The 16,475-nt window shown below is 73.0% G+C and carries 15 protein-coding genes and 1 pseudogene; 12 read left to right on the top strand and 4 right to left on the bottom strand.

The window, feature by feature from the left end:
- Positions 1-162 precede the first annotated feature (162 nt).
- From paoA to QFW80_RS06470, 5 genes are read left to right on the top strand one after another with little or no spacing between them, the layout of a single operon-like run.
- Entirely contained in the window at positions 163-813 is a 651-nt protein-coding gene (gene paoA, locus QFW80_RS06490; protein WP_280600698.1) for an aldehyde dehydrogenase iron-sulfur subunit PaoA, read from the top strand.
- Positions 810-1,766, top strand: coding sequence for an FAD binding domain-containing protein (locus QFW80_RS06485; protein WP_280600697.1), 957 nt, complete (start codon positions 810-812; stop codon positions 1,764-1,766). The genes paoA and QFW80_RS06485 overlap by 4 nt, the downstream gene beginning before the upstream one ends.
- Positions 1,763-3,958, top strand: a complete 2,196-nt coding sequence (paoC, locus tag QFW80_RS06480; protein WP_280600696.1) for an aldehyde oxidoreductase molybdenum-binding subunit PaoC — start codon at positions 1,763-1,765, stop codon at positions 3,956-3,958. Before QFW80_RS06485 ends, paoC begins: the two co-directional genes overlap by 4 nt.
- Positions 3,955-4,950, top strand: a complete 996-nt coding sequence (locus tag QFW80_RS06475; RefSeq protein ID WP_280600694.1) for an XdhC family protein — start codon at positions 3,955-3,957, stop codon at positions 4,948-4,950. Before paoC ends, QFW80_RS06475 begins: the two co-directional genes overlap by 4 nt.
- A 13-nt stretch (positions 4,951-4,963) precedes the next feature.
- Complete coding sequence (locus QFW80_RS06470) at positions 4,964-5,638, top strand: nucleotidyltransferase family protein (RefSeq protein ID WP_280600692.1); 675 nt, start codon at positions 4,964-4,966, stop codon at positions 5,636-5,638.
- Here the strand turns inward: QFW80_RS06470 and QFW80_RS06465 are convergent.
- A complete protein-coding gene (locus tag QFW80_RS06465; RefSeq protein ID WP_280600690.1) occupies positions 5,626-6,051 on the bottom strand; it encodes a type II toxin-antitoxin system death-on-curing family toxin in 426 nt (141 codons plus the stop codon). The genes QFW80_RS06470 and QFW80_RS06465 overlap by 13 nt on opposite strands.
- Positions 6,052-6,059: 8 nt before the next feature.
- On the bottom strand, positions 6,060-6,281 hold the full coding sequence (locus QFW80_RS06460; protein WP_280600688.1) for an AbrB/MazE/SpoVT family DNA-binding domain-containing protein: 222 nt from the start codon (positions 6,279-6,281) through the stop codon (positions 6,060-6,062).
- 122 nt (positions 6,282-6,403) lie between these two features.
- Here QFW80_RS06460 and lexA point away from each other — a divergent pair, with 122 nt between their 5' ends.
- From lexA to QFW80_RS06435, 5 genes and pseudogenes are all read left to right on the top strand, one after another.
- Positions 6,404-7,009 (top strand): transcriptional repressor LexA, encoded by a 606-nt coding sequence (gene lexA, locus QFW80_RS06455; RefSeq protein WP_280600687.1) that lies wholly within the window; start codon positions 6,404-6,406, stop codon positions 7,007-7,009.
- Between the two features lie 30 nt (positions 7,010-7,039).
- A pseudogene (gene imuA / locus QFW80_RS06450) lies at positions 7,040-7,615 on the top strand (translesion DNA synthesis-associated protein ImuA); the annotation flags it as partial.
- A 392-nt stretch (positions 7,616-8,007) separates the two neighbouring features.
- Positions 8,008-9,426 (top strand): Y-family DNA polymerase, encoded by a 1,419-nt coding sequence (locus QFW80_RS06445; protein WP_280600685.1) that lies wholly within the window; start codon positions 8,008-8,010, stop codon positions 9,424-9,426.
- Between the two features lie 106 nt (positions 9,427-9,532).
- On the top strand, positions 9,533-12,811 hold the full coding sequence (locus QFW80_RS06440) for an error-prone DNA polymerase (protein WP_280600683.1): 3,279 nt from the start codon (positions 9,533-9,535) through the stop codon (positions 12,809-12,811).
- 11 nt (positions 12,812-12,822) lie between these two features.
- A complete protein-coding gene (locus tag QFW80_RS06435) occupies positions 12,823-13,416 on the top strand; it encodes an alpha-ketoglutarate-dependent dioxygenase AlkB (RefSeq protein WP_280600681.1) in 594 nt (197 codons plus the stop codon).
- Between the two features lie 187 nt (positions 13,417-13,603).
- Here the strand turns inward: QFW80_RS06435 and QFW80_RS06430 are convergent, their stop codons facing one another.
- Complete coding sequence (locus tag QFW80_RS06430) at positions 13,604-14,236, bottom strand: glutathione S-transferase family protein (protein ID WP_280600679.1); 633 nt, start codon at positions 14,234-14,236, stop codon at positions 13,604-13,606.
- Positions 14,237-14,353: 117 nt separating this feature from the next.
- Between QFW80_RS06430 and QFW80_RS06425 the strand changes: the two genes are divergently transcribed.
- Entirely contained in the window at positions 14,354-15,376 is a 1,023-nt protein-coding gene (locus QFW80_RS06425; protein WP_280600678.1) for a helix-turn-helix transcriptional regulator, read from the top strand.
- Here QFW80_RS06425 and QFW80_RS06420 read toward each other — a convergent pair.
- Entirely contained in the window at positions 15,373-15,915 is a 543-nt protein-coding gene (locus QFW80_RS06420; protein WP_280600677.1) for an NADPH-dependent FMN reductase, read from the bottom strand. The genes QFW80_RS06425 and QFW80_RS06420 overlap by 4 nt on opposite strands.
- Positions 15,916-16,073: 158 nt before the next feature.
- Between QFW80_RS06420 and QFW80_RS06415 the strand changes: the two genes are divergently transcribed.
- Positions 16,074-16,436: a cupin domain-containing protein gene (locus QFW80_RS06415; RefSeq protein WP_280600676.1), complete on the top strand. Its 363-nt coding sequence runs from the start codon at positions 16,074-16,076 to the stop codon at positions 16,434-16,436.
- The last annotated feature ends 39 nt before the right edge of the window (positions 16,437-16,475 follow it).

Raw genomic sequence — 16,475 nt, 5'->3', positions numbered from 1 at the left:
CGCGGGGGCGAGCGGCAAGCGTGTGCCTGGCATCGACGGCCGCGGCGTCCGCAACCGGCGGGAGTTTTTCACGCCGTGCTACGCGCGGCGTTGTCTACTCGGCGGCAGCCATCGTCCCGCGGCGCGTTCGCGCCGCCCGCGACCAGCCAAGGGAACCTGCGCATGCCACTTCCGGAAGACGTCCTCACCATGTCCCGGCGCGACGTGCTGCGCACCGGCGCCACCACGGTGGTGGCCGGCGCGATGCCCGCCACCTCGGCCCTGGCCCAGGCGGCCGCGCCCGAGCCGCCGCGGCCGCCGGTGCTCGCCGACCTCGAATTCAAGGTCAACGGCACCACGCACACGCTGCGGGTCGACACCCGCACCACGCTGCTCGACGCCCTGCGCGAGCACCTCAGGCTCACCGGCAGCAAGAAGGGCTGCGACCACGGCCAGTGCGGCGCCTGCACGGTGATCGCCGGCGGGCGCCGGATCAACGCCTGCCTGAGCCTGGCGGTGATGCATGCCGGGGACGAGATCACCACCATCGAAGGGCTCGGCACGCCGGGCGACCTGCACCCGATGCAGCGCGCCTTCGTCGAGCACGACGGTTACCAGTGCGGCTACTGCACGCCGGGCCAGGTCTGCTCGGCGGTGGCGGTGCTCGACGAGATCGAGGCGGGCATCCCCAGCCACGTGAGCGAGGACCTGGAGGCGCGCCCGCGCGCGAGCGCCGAGGAGATCCGCGAGCGCATGAGCGGCAACCTCTGCCGCTGCGGCGCGTATTCGAACATCCTCGATGCGATCGCCGATGTCGCCGGGAGCCGCGCATGAAGGCCTTCTCCTACGAGCGCGCACGCACGCCCGCCGAGGCCGCGGCCGCGGCCGCGCGCACGCCGGGCGCCCGGTTCATCGCCGGCGGCACCAACCTGCTGGACCTGATGAAGCTGGAGATCGAGACACCCGCGCACCTGGTGGACGTCAACGTGCTCGGGCTCGACCGCATCGAACCCACCGACGCCGGCGGCCTGCGCATCGGCGCGCTGGTGCGCAACACCGACCTGGCCGCCGACCGGCGCGTGCGCCGCGACTACGCGGTGCTGTCGCGCGCGCTGCTGGCGGGCGCCTCGGGCCAGCTGCGCAACAAGGCGACCACCGCGGGCAACCTGCTGCAGCGCACCCGCTGCCCGTACTTCTACGACACCGCGCAGCCCTGCAACAAGCGCCTGCCGGGCAGCGGCTGCGCCGCGCTGGAGGGCTACAGCCGGCAGCTGGGCGTGGTCGGCACCAGCGAGGCCTGCATCGCCACCCATCCCAGCGACATGGCCGTGGCGATGCGGGTGCTCGACGCCAGCGTCGAGACGGTCAAGGCCGACGGCACCACGCGCAGCATCGCGCTGGACCGGTTCTACCGGCCGCCCGGGTCCACCCCGCACATCGAGACGGTGCTGGAGAAGGGCGAGCTGATCACCTCGGTGACCCTGCCCGAACCGGTTGCCGGCACGCACGTCTACCGCAAGGTGCGCGACCGCGCCTCGTACGCGTTCGCGCTGGTGTCGGTCGCGGCGGTCGTGCAGCGCGACGGCAGCGGGCGCGTCGCGCTCGGCGGCGTCGCGCCGCGACCCTGGCGCGATGCGGCGGCCGATGCGGAACTGCCGCGCGGCAGCCGCGCCGTCGCCGACCGGCTGTTCGCCGACGCCCGTCCCACCGACCACAACGCCTTCAAGCTGCCGCTGGCCGAGCGCACCATCGCCGCGGTGCTGGTGGACGCGGGAGCCCGCGCATGAAATTCGACACCCCCGCCACCACCAACCCGATCGACCGGCTGAAGGTGGTCGGCAAGCCGGTCGACCGCATCGAAGGTCCGCTGAAAGTCTCCGGCACCGCGCCGTACGCCTACGAGCGCCACGACGTGGTCGCCAACCAGGCCTACGGCCACGTCGTCGGCGCGACCATCGCCAAGGGCCGCATCCGCAGCCTCGATACCGAAGCCGCGGAGCGCGCGCCCGGCGTGCTGGCCGTGGTCACCGCCGGCAACGCCGGCAAGCTGGCCAAGGGCCGGTTCAACACCGCCCATCTCCTGGGCGGCCCGCAGGTGCAGCACTACCACCAGGCGATCGCGCTGGTGGTGGCCGAGACCTTCGAACAGGCGCGCGCCGCGGCGCAGCTGGTCCGGGTGGAGTACGCGCGCGAGCAGGGGCGTTTCGACCTCGCCGCGCGACGCGATTCGGCCACGATGCCGGAGAACGAACCCGACACCGGCGCCGGCGATTTCGACGCCGCCTTCCCGAAGGCGCCGGTGCAGCTGGACGTCACCTACACCACGCCCGACCAGGCCCACGCGATGATGGAGCCGCACGCGACCATCGCCGCCTGGGATGGCGACGCGCTGACGGTGTGGACCTCGAACCAGATGATCGACTGGGGCCGCAAGGACCTCGCCCGCACGCTGGGCATCCCGGCCGAGAAGGTGCGGCTCGATTCGCCGTACATCGGCGGCGGCTTCGGCGGCAAGCTGTTCCTGCGCGCCGACGTGCTGCTGGCCGCGCTGGGCGCGAAGGCCGCGGGGCGTCCGGTGAAGGTCGCGCTGCAGCGGCCGCTGATGTTCAACAACACGACCCATCGCCCGGCCACCATCCAGCGCATCCGCATCGGCTGCGGCGAGGACGGCAAGATCAGCGCGATCGCGCACGAGAGCTGGTCGGGCGACCTGCCCGGCGGCAGCCCGGAAGTCGCCACCCAGCAGACCCGCTGGCTGTACGCGGGCGCCAACCGCCGCTGCGCGCTGCGCCTGGCCGAGCTCGACCTGCCCGAGGGCAACGCCATGCGCGCGCCCGGCGAGGCGCCGGGAATGATGGCGCTGGAAGCGGCGGTCGACGAGATGGCGGAGAAGCTCGGCATCGATCCGGTCGAATTCCGCATCCTCAACGACACCCAGGTGGATCCGGAGAAGCCCGGGCGTCCGTTCTCGCAGCGGCAGCTGGTGCAGTGCCTGCGCACCGGCGCCGACCGCTTCGGCTGGGCCCGCCGCAACGCGACCCCCGCGCAGGTGCGCGAGGGCCGCTGGCTGGTCGGCATGGGCGTGGCCGCCGCCTATCGCAACAACCTGGTGATGAAGTCCGCCGCGCGCGTGCGCCTGGGGACCGACGGCCGCGTGGTGGTCGAGACCGACATGACCGACATCGGCACCGGCAGCTACACGATCATCGCCCAGACCGCGGCGGAGATGATGGGCGTGCCGCTGGAGCGCGTGGACGTGCGCCTGGGCGACTCGAACTTCCCGGCGTCCGCCGGTTCGGGCGGGCAGTGGGGCGCGAACAGCTCGACCGCGGGCGTGTACGCGGCCTGCATGAAGCTGCGCGAGGCGGTGGCGACCAGACTCGGGCTCGACCCCGCCGCCGCCGATTTCGCCGACGGCAACGTCGCCGCGGGCGGGCGCAGCGTCGCCCTGGCCGACGCGGCGAAGGACGGCGAACTGGTGGCCGAGGATGCGATCGAGTTCGGCGACCTCGACAAGAAGTTCCAGCAGTCCACCTTCGGCGCGCACTTCGTTGAGGTGGGCGTGGACGCGCACACGGCGGAGATCCGGGTGCGGCGCATGCTCGCGGTGTGCGCCGCCGGTCGCATCCTCAACCCCAAGTCCGCGCGCAGCCAGGTGATCGGCGCGATGGTGATGGGCACGGGCGCGGCGCTGATGGAGGAACTGGCGATCGACAAGCGCCTGGGGTTCTTCGTCAACCACGACCTGGCCGGCTACGAGGTGCCGGTGCATGCCGACATTCCGCACCAGGAGGTGGTGTTCCTGGACGAGACCGATCCGATCTCCTCGCCGATGAAGGCCAAGGGCGTGGGCGAACTCGGCATCTGCGGCGTCGGCGCGGCGGTGGCGAACGCGATCTACAACGCCACCGGGGTGCGCGTGCGCGAGTATCCGATCACGCTCGACAAGCTGATCGGGAAGCTGCCGGGCGCCGCATGACGCCAGCCGGTGGGGCGGGGCGGTTCCTCGCCCGCGGCAATCCGCGCCCGGTGCTCGAGGCGGCGCTGGCGTGCGCGCGGCAGCGCGACGCGGCGCTGGCGCTGGTACTGGAGACGGAAGGCTCGACCTACGCGCGCGCCGGCGCGATGGCGCTGTTCGCAGGCGAGCGCGAGGCCGGATGGCTCAGCGGCGGCTGCCTGGAGCCGGAGCTCGCGCGGCGCGCGGCGGCCGCGGCAGCGGACGGCCGCATCGGCTGGATCGAGATCGACACGCGCGACGACGAGGCGCTGTTCTCCGGCGCCGCCCTGGGCTGCCGTGGCCGGCTGCGCATCGCATTGCTGCCGCTGGCGGCGATGGACGGCGTGGAGGCGGTGCTGCGCGCGTGGATCGACGGCAGCGCGACGCTGGAGCGCACGCTGTCGGCCTCCGGCGAAGTGGCGCTGCGCGCGGGCGACCGCAGCGGGCGGTGGACCCTGCCGACGGATGCGCCCGGATGGGACGACGCGGCCGCTGGCTGGTCGCTGCCGCTGCCGCCCCTGCCCGAACTGCTGCTGCTCGGCGCGGGACCCGAATCGCCGGCGCTGTTGCGGCTGCTGCGCGAGCTGGGCTGGCGCACGGTCCTGGTGGAGGATCGCGCGCGCTGGCGCAAGCATGGCGCCATGGCCGACGCGCACCTCACCGCGTTTCCGGTGCCGCTGAATGATGCGGCGGGACAGCCTGCCGCCGCGCTGGTGATGCACCACGACTTCGAGCGCGACCGCGACGCGCTCGACGCGCTTGCCGGCGCGTCGCTCGGCTTCATCGGGCTGCTCGGCCCGCCGCGCCGGCGCGACGACCTGCTCGTGCTGCTGCCGCCGGCGCGGCGCGATGCGCTCGCCGGGCGCCTGCGCGCGCCCGTGGGCCTGGACCTGGGCGGGCAGGGACCGGAGGCGATCGCGCTGAGCATCGCCGCGCAGCTGCAGCAGTGGCGCGCCGCGGCGGGCGACGCATGAGCCGCGTTCGCGCATGAGCGCCGGCCACGTCGCGCTGGTGCTGGCGGCCGGCGGCAGTCGCCGGCTCGGCCGGCCCAAACAACTGCTCACCCGCGACGGCGAGCCGCTGGTGCATCGCACCGTGCGTCTCGCACTCGAAAGCGGGGCGTCCCGCGTGCTGCTGGTGGTCGGGGCGGAGCACGAACGGGTGCAGGCCACGGTCGCGGACCTGGACTGCGACCTGGTCGCCAATCCCGACTGGACGCGCGGACTGGGTAGCAGCCTGCAGGCGGCCGCGCCACGCGTGCGCGCCTCCGGCGGGCGGCCGGTGCTGGTGCTGCCGTGCGACCTGCCGGGACTGGAGGCGTCGCACCTGCGCGCGCTGGTGCAGGGCGCGGCGACGGCGGCCTCCGGCTGCGCGGCGACGCAGGTGGGGGGCACGGTGGGCGTGCCCGCGCTGGTGCCGTCGTCGTGGTTCGATGCGTTCGCGGACGCGGACGCGGACGCGGGCGCCGACCGCGGCTTCGGGCCACGCCTGCGCGCGCTGGCGCCCGGCACGCTGTGGGTGCTGGACGCGGCCGACGCGGCGCAGGACATCGACAGCCCGGCCGACGTGGAAGCAGCGGTCGCGCGCGGCTGGCTCGATCCCGTCGCGCCGGCGGACGGGGCGATGGCGCCGGCGCCGGACCGCCCGCCTCAGCGCCCGTAGCCGGCAGCCGGCTCCTGCACCTTGCGCGCCTGCATGACGATGCGGGGCCGCAACCACTCCGCGAATTCCGGTTCGCTGGTGGAGCCTTCGGCCAGGCCGATGTACAGCGGATACAGCTCGTGGTCTTCCGCCTCGATCAGTCCATCGTTGAGGCGGATGAAGACTTCGCAGGCAACGGCGGCGGTGCGTTTGTTGCCGTCCACGAACGGGTGGTTGCGCGCCAGGCCGAAGGCGAGGCTGGCCGCCAGGTCGGCGAGATCCGGCGGTGGATCGCCGTAGGCGTGCAACTGCTGCGGGCGGGCGAGGGCGGAATCGAGCAGGCCGTCGTCGCGCACGCCGCCGCCGCCGCCATGCTCGGCCAGTTGCCGGTCGTGGATGGCCAGGGCCAGCGCCTTGCTGATCCAGACGATCATCGAACCACCTACTGCGCGAGCTTGTTGAGCAGGGTCCGGCGCTTGCGCATCACGTCTTCCGCCACCTCCATCTGTATCGCCAGTTCCGGGTCGAAGGCGGTCAGGCGGATGCCGTCGGGGGTCTCCAGCGCGTACAGCTCGTCGCCCTTGCCCACGCGCAGGCGGGCGAGCAGTTCCTTGGGCAGGATGACGCCCGCGGAATTGCCGATGGTGGTGATCCTGAGCTTCATGGCGAGCGGTCCGGTGTTATAACGAACGTTATATTGCCGCATCCGGCCCGCGGGCGGCAACCCGTCCGCAGGCTGGATCCGGTCTCGCCTCCTGCGCCGGGAAGGTGTACAAATGTACACCCATGAGCCCGACCGATTCCCTGTCCCCGCAACGTGCCGCCGTGCTGGAGTTCCTGCGCCGGGAACTGGCGGCCGGGCGCGCGCCGAGCCTGGCCGAGATCGCCCACGCCTTCGGCTTCGCCTCGCGCAACGCCGCGCAGAAGCACGTGCAGGCGCTGGTGGCCGACGGCCTGCTGGAGCTCGACGCCGGCCGCAAGCGCGGGCTGCGCCTGCCCGGCCGCCCGGACCAGCTGCCGCTGCCGGTGCTGGGCCAGGTGGCGGCGGGCCAGCCGATCGGCGCCGACATCGGCAGCGACGCGCTGCTGCTGCTCGACCGCGCGCTGTTTTCCGAGCGGCCCGACTACCTGCTGCAGGTGAAGGGCGATTCGATGCGCGACGACGGCATCCTCGACGGCGACCTGGTGGCGGTGAAGCGCGCCAGCGAGGCGCGCAATGGCCAGGTGGTGGTGGCGCGCATCGACAGCGAGATCACGATCAAGCGACTGGAACGCTCGAAGGCGCGCATCCGCCTGCTGCCGCGCAATCCCGACCACGCGCCGATCGAGGTGCGTGCCGGCCAGGAGTTCGCGATCGAGGGCGTGTACTGCGGCCTGGTGCGCAAGGGCTGACCGGTGGCCGCCGTGCAGTCGCTCGAGCAGATGCTGGCCGCGCGCACGCTGTGGCATGCCGGGCGCAGCGCGCGGATCGTGCCCGACGGCGCATCCACCGGCCTGGAGGCGCTCGACGCCCTGCTGCCGCAGGGCGGCTGGCCGCGGCGCGCGCTGACCGAACTGCTGCTGCCGGGCGATGGCGTGGGCGAACTGTCGCTGCTGCTGCCGACACTGGCGCGGATCACCCAGGGCGGCGGCCTGGTGGCGCTGGTCTCGCCGCCGTACCTGCCGTACGCGCCGGCATGGCAGGCGGCGGGCGTGGACCTGGCGCAGCTGCAGCTGGTGCAGGCGTCGCCGCGCGATGCGCTGTGGGCGTTCGAGCAATGCCTGCGCAGCGGCGCCTGCGAGGCGGTGCTGGGCTGGCCGGCGACCGCCGATGCCCAGGCGCTGCGTCGGCTCCAGGTGGCGGCCGACAGCGGCGACTGCCTCGGCTTCGCCCTGCGCGACCGCCGGCACGCGGCCAATCCCTCGCCCGCGGCGCTGCGGTTGGAAGCGGTGCGCGATCCGACGGACGCGGGCATCGCCTGGCGGGTGCGCAAGTGCCGTGGCGGCCCGGTGCCGGCGGCGACGTTCGTACCGCGGTCGCAGCCCCGTGATCTGCAAGCATCTCCGCCTGTCCCGCGTGCGCAGGACCCCGTGGCTGCGCGCATGCCGCACATCCCGGCCGAGCCTTGCCTGGTTCTGCAGTCTCCGGTCTTCCTTTCCCCGCCTGGCGGCGCATTGCACCCTTCACGGGTGGAAGGTGCCGACGGGGGATGGGCACGCGGTGGGAAGCACGACGCCGGGGTCGCTCAGGGATTTTCCCTGACGCAGGAGCCTGCGATCTCCTGTCTGCCGAAGGCCGGCAAGGCCCCGTTTGCAGCCGCCGCGTCCCGGCATCGCACCGCCGCAGCGCCCGCGCAGCAGGAAATGCGCCTCGTGCCCGCCCCGGTGCCGGGTCCGCGTGCCTGACGCCGATGCTCTGGGCCTGCGTACTGCTGCCGCAGCTGGCGCTGGATGCCGTCCTCCGGCGCCTGCCTGATCCCGAGGCGCCGCTGGCGCTGGTGGAAGGCCCGGCGCAGCTGCGCAGCCTGCATGCGGTGAACGCGTCCGCGGCCCAGGCCGGGCTGCGCGCGGGCATGCGGCTCACCGCCGCGCACGCGCTGCTGCGCGAGTTCGCGATGGTCGAGCACGACCCGCAGGCCGAAGCGCGCTGGCAGCGGTTCCTCGCCGCGTGGGCGTACCGGCACAGTTCGCTGGTCAGCGCGCAGTGGCCCGGCTGCATCGTGCTGGAAGTGCGCGCGAGCTTCCGCCTGCTCGGGCCGTGGCCGCGGATCGAGGCCCGGCTGCGCGAGGAACTGGCCGCGCTGGGCTTCGGCCACCGCATCGCCCTGGCGCCGACGCCGCGCGCCGCGCACGTCTTCGCCGGCCTGCGCGATGGCCTGTCGATCATGCATCCCGGGGTCATGGCGGACACCCTCGACCGGGTGCCGGTGCGCCGGGCGCGCCTGCCGGGCGACCTCGGCCAACGCCTGCAGCGCATGGGCCTGCGCGACCTGCGCACGCTGCGCGCGCTGCCGCGCGACGCGCTGCGCCGGCGCTTCGGCCTGCCGCTGCTCGAACACCTCGACCGCCTGTACGGCGAGGCCGACGATCCGCTGGGCTTCTATGCGCCGCCGGATCACTTCGATGCGCGGCTGGAGCTGGGCTACGAAGTCGAGAGCCACATGGCGCTGCTGTTCCCGCTGCGGCGCCTGGTCGGCGACCTGTGCACCTACCTGTCGATCCGCGACGGCGGCGTGCAGCGGTTCGTGCTGCGGCTCGAACACGACAGCGGGCACACCGATGTCGAGGTCGGCCTGCTGGCGCCAGAGCGCGAGCCGGCGATGCTGTTCGAGGTCACGCGCAGCCGGCTGGAGCGGGTGCGGATCGAACGGCCGGTGGTCGGCGTGCGCCTGCTGGCGCGCGAACTGCCGCCCTTCGCCCCGGCCTCGCGCGACCTGTTCGATGCCCGCAGCCAGCAGCAACTGCCGTGGCCGCAGCTGCGCGAACGCCTGCGCGCCCGCCTGGGCGACGAGGCGGTGTACCGGATCGCGCCCGCGGGCGACCCGCGTCCCGAACGCGCGTGGCGCCGGGTCGACGGCGACGAGGCATCCATCCCGCCGGCACCGCCGCGGCCGCCGCGTCCCGCCTGGCTGCTGCCGCGCCCGGTGCCGCTGCGCGACCCGCAGCTGCGCATCGTCTCGGGCCCGGAACGCCTGGAAAGCGGCTGGTGGGACGGTGCCGACGCGCGCCGCGACTACTACGTGCTCGAGACCTCCCAGGGCCAGCGCGCCTGGGCGTTCGCGCCGCCGGCCGAGCAGGACGGCTGGATGCTGCAGGGGTGGTTCGCGTGAGGGCCCCGCAGGCGACGGCGCCTGGGCTGCTGGGGCCGCGGTCGCGGACATGGCCGCCACAACAACGGCAACACCCCCGGCGTCATGGCGACGCCGGGCTGCCGCCATGAGCTGGGACGATGCCGTCGACGGGGTCGACCGCGAGACGCCCGGCGGGCGGCCGCCGCGCGCATGGGAGACCGCGCGCCGCCTGCGCCTGGCCTCCGCGGCGAACGACGATGCGCCGCGCGAGGCCGGGCTGCCCGCGTACGCCGAACTGCACTGCCTGTCGGACTTCTCGTTCCTGCGCGGCGCGGCCAGCGCGACGGAGCTGTTCGAGCGCGCGCGCGAGTGCGGTTACGAGGCGCTGGCGATCACCGACGAATGTTCGCTGGCCGGCATCGTGCGCGGGCTGGAGGCGTCGCGTGCCACCGGCGTGAAGCTCATCGTCGGCAGCGAATTCACGCTCGACTGCGGACTCGAGTGCGTGCTGCTGGTGGAAACGGCCGCCGGCTACACCCGCCTGTGCGAGTTGATCACCACCGCGCGGCGTGCGGTGGCGGGCAAGGGCTACCGGCTCGCGCGCGCGGACGTCGAACGGCTGCTGTCGGATGTCGACCCGTCGGTGTGCGGCCTGTTCGCGCTGTGGATCCCGGCGTCCGAACCGGATCCCGCGCAGGCCCGCTGGCTGCGCACGGTGTTCGGCGCGCGCGCCTTCGTCGCGGTGGAACTGCACCGCGAAGGCGACGACGGCGCACGTCTGGCGCAGCTGGTGGATCTTGCTGCCCGGCTCGACATGCCCGCGCTGGCCGCCGGCGACGTGCACATGGACGTGCGCCGCCGCCGCGCGCTGCAGGACACCATGACCGCGATCCGCCACAACACGCCGCTGTCGGAATGCGGTGGACACCTGTTCCGCAACGGCGAGCGCCACCTGCGCACGCGGCGCGCGCTGGGCAACATCTACGCCGTGGTCGAAGGCGGCCCGGCGCTGCTCGAGGCCGCCGCGCAGCTGGCGCGCCGCTGCCGTTTCGATCTCGGCAAGGACCTGCGCTACGCCTATCCGGTCGAACTCGTGCCCGACGGCCACACGCCCACCACCTGGCTGCGCGAACTCACCCGCCGCGGCATGCGCAACCGCTGGCCCGAGGGCGCCCCGCCGGATGTCGTGCGCCAGATCGAGGACGAACTCGCCCTGATCGCGAAGCTGAGGTACGAGGCGTTCTTCCTCACCGTGGAGGACATCGTCCGCTTCGCGACCTCCCAGGGCATCCTGTGCCAGGGACGCGGATCGTCGGCCAACTCGGCGGTGTGTTTCGCGCTCGGCATCACCGTGGTCAACCCGGTCGAGAGCCGGCTGCTGATGGCGCGCTTCCTGTCGGAAGAGCGTAACGAGCCGCCCGACATCGACGTCGACTTCGAGCACGAGCGGCGCGAGGAGGTGCTGCAGTACGTCTACGCCAAGTACGGCCGCGACCGCGCGGCCCTGGCCGCCACCGTGATCCGCTACCGCGGCAAGAGCGCGGTTCGCGACGTGGCCAAGGCCTTCGGCCTGCCGCCGGACCAGATCGCGCTGCTGGCCGAGTGCTACGGCTGGGGCAACGGCGGCTCGCCGATGGAACAGCGCCTGCGCGAGTCGGGGTTCGACCCGGACAACGTGCTGATCCGGCGCGTGCTGGCGGTGACCGAAGCCCTGTGCGACCACCCGCGGCATCTGTCGCAGCATGTCGGCGGTTTCGTGATCGGCGATGCGCCGCTGTCCACCGTGGTGCCGGTGGAGAACGCCTCCATGCCCGAGCGCACCATCATCCAGTGGGACAAGGACGACCTGGAGACCATGAAGCTGCTCAAGGTCGACTGCCTGGCGCTGGGCATGCTGACCTGCATCCGCAAGGCGGTGGACCTGGTGACGCGCCACCGCGGCTACATGCCCGACCTGGCGCGGCTGCCCACCGACGATGCCGCCACCTTCGCGATGATCCAGGCGGCCGACACCCTGGGCGTGTTCCAGATCGAATCGCGCGCGCAGATGAGCATGCTGCCGCGCCTGAAACCGGCCAAGTACTACGATCTGGTGGTGGAAGTGGCGATCGTGCGCCCGGGCCCGATCCAGGGCGACATGGTGCATCCCTACCTGCGCCGCCGGCAGGGCAGGGAAGCGGTGACCTATCCGTCCGAAGGCGTGCGCAGGATCCTCGAACCCACGCTCGGCATCCCGCTGTTCCAGGAGCAGGTGATGGAGCTGGTGATCCACGCCGGCTACAGCCCGAGCGAGGCCGACAACCTGCGCCGTTCGATGGCGGCCTGGCGCCAGGGCGGCGACATGGAGCCGCACCGGCTGCGCATCCGCGAGCTGATGCTGGAGAAGAATTACGCGCCCGAGTTCATCGACCAGATCTTCGAGCAGATCAAGGGCTTCGGCTCCTACGGATTCCCGCAGAGCCACGCCGCCTCGTTCGCCAAGCTGGTCTACATCAGCTGCTGGCTCAAGCGGCACGAGCCGGCGGCCTTCGCCTGCGCGCTGCTCAACGCGCAGCCGATGGGGTTCTATTCGCCCAGCCAGATCGTGCAGGACGCGCGCCGCGGCAGCGTGCGTGGCGGACGCGGGGCGATCGAGGTGCGGCCGGTGGATGTCACGTGCAGCGACCACGACTGCACGCTCGAGGGCGGGCACCCGCGCAGCGGCGTGGACGACGGCGGCCAGGCGGCGCTACGGCTCGGGCTGCGCCAGGTGGCGGGACTGTCGAAGGCGGCGGCCGAGGCGATCGTCGTCGCGCGCGCGCAGCGGCCGTTCGCCGACGTGCGCGACCTGTGCCTGCGTGCGGGCCTGGACGAAAAGGCGCGCCAGGCGCTGGCCGAATCCGGGGCGCTGGCCGCGCTGGCCGGGCACCGGCATGCGGCGCGCTGGGCGGTGGCCGGGATCGAACGCCAGCGGCCGCTGCTGCCCGGCAGTCCGGACGAGGACGCCGTGGCGCTGCCCGCGCCCACCGCGGGCGAGGACGTGCTGTCGGACTATCGCGCCACCGGGCTGACCCTCGGCGCGCATCCGCTGTCGCTGCTGCGCGAGCGCCTGCGCGCACAGCGCGTGCTCGACACCCGCCAGCTGCAGGCGCTGCCGCACGGCCGCGGCGCGTTCGTCGCCGGCATCGTCACCCAGCGCCAGCGCCCGGCCACGGCCAAGGGCACGATCTTCGTCACCCTCGAGGACGAGCACGGCATGGTCAACGTGGTGGTGTGGTCGCACATCGCGCTGCGCCGGCGCAAGGCGCTGCTCGGCGCGCGGCTGATGGCGGTGCGCGGTCGCTGGGAGGAAGTCGACGGCGTGCAGCACCTGATCGCCCGCGACCTGCAGGATTTCAGCCACCTGCTGGGCGAGCTGCGCACGCCCTCGCGCGATTTCCACTGAACGCACGCGCCATGCGCACCGCCACCGTGTCCCGCGACGACCTGTTCGCCCCGGCCATGCTGCAGCTGGTCGACGACGCGCAGGGCGGGGCGCGCTACTGGCCGGACTTCATCGATCCCGCGACCGCACGGACCTGGTTCGAGCTGCTGCGGGCGCGCGCCGACTGGCGTCACCTGCGCCGCCCGATGTACGACCGGGTGGTGGACGTGCCGCGGCTGCTGGCGAACTACGCCGTCGACGCGCTGCCCGGCGACCTGCCGCTCGCGGACCTGCTGGCGCGGGTGCGCGCACGCGTGCCGGCACCGTTCTCGTCGATCGGCATGAACTTCTACCGCGACGGCCGCGACAGCGTGGCCATGCACGGCGACAAGCTGCACACGCTGCGCGACGGCCATCCCATCGCGCTGGTGTCGCTGGGCGCCCCGCGGCGCATGCTGCTCCGCGCCGTGGCCGACAATGCCGACCGCATCGCGATCGACCTGATGCCAGGCAGCCTGTTCGTGATGAGCCATGCGATGCAGACCACGCACGAACACGGCATCCCCAAAGTGCGCGAGGCGGGACCGAGGATCAGCGTGGTGCTGCGGGCGCGGCCTGGGGCGTGAGCGGCCGCGGGGTGATGGTGCGGTGCGGGCCATTTGATGTCGCCTGGCCCGCCTGCGGCCCGGGGCCTTCGTGCCAGCCCGGGCACTGGTCGAAGCCGATCGATCGGTTTCGACCTGTTTCCCGCGTAGCCCGGACAAGGCCGCAGGCCGCATCCGGGGATCTCCTCACAGCCGCAGCACAGGTGCGCTACTTTCCCTCGCCACCACCCCACGCCGTCCGGAACGACTCCCGCGACTGGAAGGCCTGCAGCCAGCGTTCCAGGTGCGCGCGGCCTTCGGTGTTCACGCCGCAATACGCGCTGTAGGTGACCACGCTCGCCACGATCAGGTCGGCGAGCGAGAACGCTTCGCCCAGCAGCCAGGGCGATTGCGCCAGCCGCGCATCCAGCCGGTCGAGTGCGGCATGCAGTTGCGACAGCACTTCGGCGGCGAGCGGGGGATGATGCAGGTGGTCCTTTCCGTGCGGGGCCTGGGCGTAGTTGAGCACGCTCACCAGCGCGCCGTAGCTCACATAGGCCCAGGTGCTCCATGACAGCGCGACCAGGTGCTGCGGAGTGCCCGGCGCCGGCCAAAGGCCGCGCTCGACGCCGTGCCGCTCGCCGAGCCACTGCATGATCGCCAGCGCCTCGAACAGGGGCGTGCCGTCCACCACCAGTGTCGGCACCACGCCGTGGGGGTTGATGGCGAGATAGGCGGGCGATTTCTGCTCGCCCGACGACAGGTCGAACATCACCGTCTCGCAGTCCAGCCCCAGTTCGGCGATGGCCTGCACCACGGGAAGCGCACTGGACATCGGCGCGGCGAAGAGTTTCAGGGACATGGCATTGCTCCTGCGTTGGATGGGACGGGGCGCCGCGGAGGGGCCGCGGCAGGTCCGGAACAGGCTAGCCCCCATTGCGGACAGTTCCGGTCCTCGAGCCATGGCATCCTGCGCCGCATGATCGACACCTCCGCCCGCCTGCTGCGCCTGCTGTCGCTGCTGCAGTCGCGCCCGTTCTGGCGCGGCCGCGAGCTCGCCGCGCGCATGCAGGTCACCGAACGCACCGTGCGCCGCGACATCGACCGCCTGCGCAGCCTCGGCTATCCGGTCGACTCGAGTGCCGGCACCGCCGGCGGCTACCAGCTCGCCGCCGGCAGCAACCTGCCGCCGCTGCTGCTGGAGGACGATGAAGCGCTCGCGGTGTCGCTCGGCCTGCGGATGGCGACGGGCGGCACGGTGGTCGGCATGGAGGAATCGGCATTGCGCGCACTGGCCAAGCTGCAGCAGGTGATGCCGGCTCGCCTGCGCACGCGCGTGCGCAACCTGCACGCCGCGGTGCTGCCGCTGGGGCCGGCCGGCCCCGGCGTGCCGCACGACCGGCTGGTCGCGCTAGCCAATGCCTGCCGCGCTTTCGAACGCGTGCAGTTCGCCTACGAGGACCAGCAGGGACGCACCAGCATGCGCAACATCGAGCCGCACGCGCTGGTGTCCACCGAGGCGCGCTGGTACCTGCTGGCCTGGGACGTCGCCCGCGACGACTGGCGCACCTTCCGCGTCGACCGCATCGCCGGCATGCCGCGCGGCCAGGGCGAACGCTTCCTGCCCCGCAAGGTGCCCGGGGGCGACGCGGTCGCGTTCGTGTCGCGTGCGATCTCGTTCGAGCCCTACGCGCTCAAGGCCCGCATCGAGCTGCACGCGCCGCTGGCACTCATGCGCGAGCGGATTCCGGCGTCGGCGGGCCGGCTGACGCGCCTGGATGCGCAGCGCTGCGAACTTCACACCGGCGCGCAGCGCCCGGAGATGCTCGCCTACCACCTGGCGATGCTCTGCGTCCCGTTCGTGGTGATCGAGCCAGTCGCCCTGGAGAAACACCTGCAGGCGCTGTCCGCGCGGCTGTCGCAGGCCGTGCGCGCATCGGGCGCGCGCCGGTCGCGCGCGCAGGGCGAGGCGGAACGGGCGGCCCGGGGGCCCGGCCGCTAGGCGTGCTGGTCCACCCAGGCCAGGTACGCGTCCATCCACTCCTGCAGGAACTTGCGGCTGCCGTCGGCGATGCCGCCAGCGTCGTCGAGCACGTCGTCGGCCTTGAGGAAGGCTTCGGGCTGTCCCAGGGTGGGCATGTCCAGATAGGCCAGGATGGTGCGCAGGTGCTGCTGCGCGCAGGCGGTGCCGATCGTGCCGATCGACACGCCGAGGATGCCGGCCGGTTTGTCTGGGAACACGCTCTCGCCGTAGGGACGCGAGGCGTGGTCGAGCGCGTTCTTCAGAACGCCCGGAATCGAACGGTTGTACTCCGGGGTGACGAACAGCAGTCCGTCGGCCTCGCGGATCTCCTGCTTGAGCCGCTTCACCGGCGCAGGCGGGGAGTGCTCGTCGTCCTGGTTGTACAGCGGCAGGTCGTCGATGCGGACGCGATTGAACCGCACGCCGTCGGGGGCGAGCGTGGCGAGCGCGTCCGCGAGCCGGGCATTGAACGAATCCTTGCGCAGGCTGCCGACGACGACGGCGATGGTCTTGGACATGGGAAGCTTCCTGATGGGACCGGCGGGTGGGCGGGCGACGCGCGCCGCGGCCGATCCGCGCACCATGCCGGCAGCGCCGTGAACGGCGCGTCGGCGGGTACGTGTTCGCGGCGCGTTGACGCGCCGGCTCGGACAGTCGGCGCAGGAGGGGCATCGCGATGCAGTCGAAACATCTACGCTTCGGACAGGGCTTCCGGCCTGCGCTCACGGTGCGCAAGGTGCAGGCGGCCGAAATGGTGCTGGCGCCCGGCGACCGGGAGGGCGGGCCCGACAATGCCCACCGCGGCACCGACCAGTGGCTGTTCGTGGTCTCGGGCACGGGCCTGGCGATCGTCGACGGCGTGCGGCGGCGCCTGCGCGCGGGCAGCCTGCTGGTGATCGAACGCGGCGAGCGGCACGAGATCCGCAATACCGGCCGCACCCCGCTGCGCACGCTCAATATGTACGCACCGCCGGCCTACGACGACGCCGGCGAGCCGCTGCCTGCCGCCCGCCGCCCGCGCGCGACGCGACAGGCGTGATGCGGACGCCGACGGCCGGGGCGCGTCGCCGGGGGCGAC

Source organism: Luteimonas rhizosphaericola, assembly GCF_029888045.1.
In the GTDB taxonomy this organism is placed as follows: domain Bacteria; phylum Pseudomonadota; class Gammaproteobacteria; order Xanthomonadales; family Xanthomonadaceae; genus Luteimonas; species Luteimonas rhizosphaericola.
The sequence above is the reverse complement of the archived record's forward strand: the minus strand, read 5'-3'. Positions and strand labels throughout refer to the sequence as shown.